This is a genomic window from Streptomyces sp. BR123 (assembly GCF_013401435.1).
In the GTDB taxonomy this organism is placed as follows: Bacteria; Actinomycetota; Actinomycetes; order Streptomycetales; family Streptomycetaceae; genus Streptomyces.
Window position 1 is genome coordinate 1 of sequence record NZ_JACBGN010000562.1, and the last position, 1837, is coordinate 1837.

Below are 1837 nucleotides of genomic sequence, written 5' to 3' on the forward strand. Positions count from 1 at the left end.
CGTCCGCCCCCTCCCCCACCGGGACGGGAACGAGGCCGGTCCCCTCCACCCGGTACCGGGCGTCGGGCGCGCCCGCGAGCCGCGCCGGATCGTGGTCGACGAAGACCACCGCCGCGCCGGCGGCCGTCCGCTCGGCGACGGCCCGGTCGAGCTCGGCGCGGGCCGGCGCGTCGAGGCCGGTCCAGGCCTCGTCGAGGACGAGCAGGCCGGGCTCGGCGAGCAGGGCCTGGGCGACGGCGACCTTCTGGCTGCTGCCCTTGGACAGTTCGGCGAGCGGGGTGCGGGCGTGCGCACCGGCCCCGAACCGCTCCAGCCAGTACGCGGCCCGGCGTCCGGCCCCGGCCCGCGGAAGCCCCTGCACCCGGCCCATGTGGGCGAGGTAGGACGCCGCGGTGAGCGGCAGGACCGCCGGAAAGCGTTCGGGTACGAAGCCGGTACGCCGCGGGCGGCCGGTGACCCGCCCCTCGGTCGGGGCGTCGATGCCGGCGATGATCCGCATCAGGGTCGACTTGCCGCCGCCGTTGCGGCCCTCGATGCGTACCAGCGTCCCCGGCGCCAGCTCCAGGGAGACGCCGCGCAGCACCCACGGCCGCCGGGGCCCGTGGCGGCGGCCGACGCCGGTCAGCTTCAGTGGGCGGCCGCCGCGGTCTCGGTGACCTCGCTGGGCCGGACGATGACGAAGCCGTCACCGGACAGCTTCAGCTGGACGGCCTCGCCGGAGCCGCCGCGCAGCATGGAGCCGACCGACTGGGAGCGGTGCAAGTGGGTGTCCAGCCGCGCGCTCCACCCGACCACCGCGTCCGTGTCCACGTACACCGGGGACTGTGCGGTGACGGGTATGACGATCGGATTGCCGTCGCAGACCACGGCGAGCTTGCCGGTGCCGGTGAAGACGCTGTTGAAGAGACCGCCGCCGGTCATGCCGGCACCCTTCACCATCTTGATCTCGTAGGCGAGGGTCGAGTCGAAGCAGAGCACGTTGCGCCCGTTGACGGTCAGGGCGTCGCCCGGCTCGAAGTCGACGATGAAGCAGTGGCCGGCCCGGTGGGCGAACCAGGCCTCGCCCTCGCCGCGTACGGTCATCAGCGGCAGGCCCTCGCCGGTCACGGCGCGCTTGAGCATGCCGCCCATGCCCTGGCCCTTGCGCTCGAACCGGAGGTTGCCGCGGAAGGCGACCATCGAGCCCTGCCGGGCGAGCATCTCGCCGTTCACGGCGTACTTCACCGACTTGGCGTTCTGCAGGGACATGCCGGGAGCGGCGGCGGGCCGGACGAGGTTCTCGGACGAGAAAAGGTCGCTCTTCATGGTCCTGATCCTCGCCCGGACGGCACCCCCGCGGCATCCTCCTGGAGGCGGAGGCTGGCATCCTTGGCAGGATGAGCAGCCAGGACGCGCACCACACTTCAGACGTACCCGCCGTGGGGGCAGACAGCCCGTTCCGGGAGGGGCGCATCGCCCGCGACGACGCCCCGCAGTTCGTGCTGCCCCTGGTCGTGCGGATCGAGAAGGCCGAACCGCCCGCCCGTACGGACGCGTTGGAGACGGCCGCCCGTGCGGTGCTGGTCCTGCTGTCGGACGAGCGGGCGCACGGCGAGGGCGAGTGGGCCCAGGCGGTGCGCGACTGGCAGGACGCGCGGATCCGCAAGGTGGTGCGGCGGGCGCGCGGCGCGGAGTGGCGCAAGGCCGGCACCCTCCCCGGCATCACGGTGCACGGCGCCTCGGCAGAGGTACGGGTCTTCCCGCCGATCCCCCTGGACGGCTGGCCCAAGGAGCTGGCCAAGCTCCAGGTCTCGGGCACCGACCTGGACGACCCTGAGCCTGTCTCTTATACACAGCT

At 73.5% G+C, this 1837-nt stretch carries 2 protein-coding genes and 1 pseudogene; 1 reads left to right on the plus strand and 2 read right to left on the minus strand.

Going from position 1 to position 1837, the window contains the following annotated elements; all coding sequences use genetic code 11:
* Together HYE82_RS36250 and HYE82_RS36255 are read right to left on the minus strand one after the other, a co-directional pair.
* The coding region (locus tag HYE82_RS36250; protein ID WP_179178473.1) for an ATP-binding cassette domain-containing protein at nt 1–631 on the minus strand (631 nt) is incomplete at its 3' end.
* A complete protein-coding gene (locus tag HYE82_RS36255) occupies nt 628–1305 on the minus strand; it encodes an AIM24 family protein (RefSeq protein ID WP_179178472.1) in 678 nt (225 codons plus the stop codon). The genes HYE82_RS36250 and HYE82_RS36255, both read right to left, overlap by 4 nt.
* A gap of 71 nt (nt 1306–1376) precedes the next feature.
* Here HYE82_RS36255 and HYE82_RS36260 point away from each other — a divergent pair.
* Nucleotides 1377–1837 (plus strand): annotated as a pseudogene (locus HYE82_RS36260) (peptidyl-tRNA hydrolase); the annotation flags it as partial.

What these genes read in the sequence shown, in the direction of transcription:
- HYE82_RS36255 (WP_179178472.1), bottom strand. Translation starts at nt 1,305, where the DNA reads ATGAAGAGCGACCTTTTCTCGTCCGAGAACCTCGTCCGGCCCGCCGCC.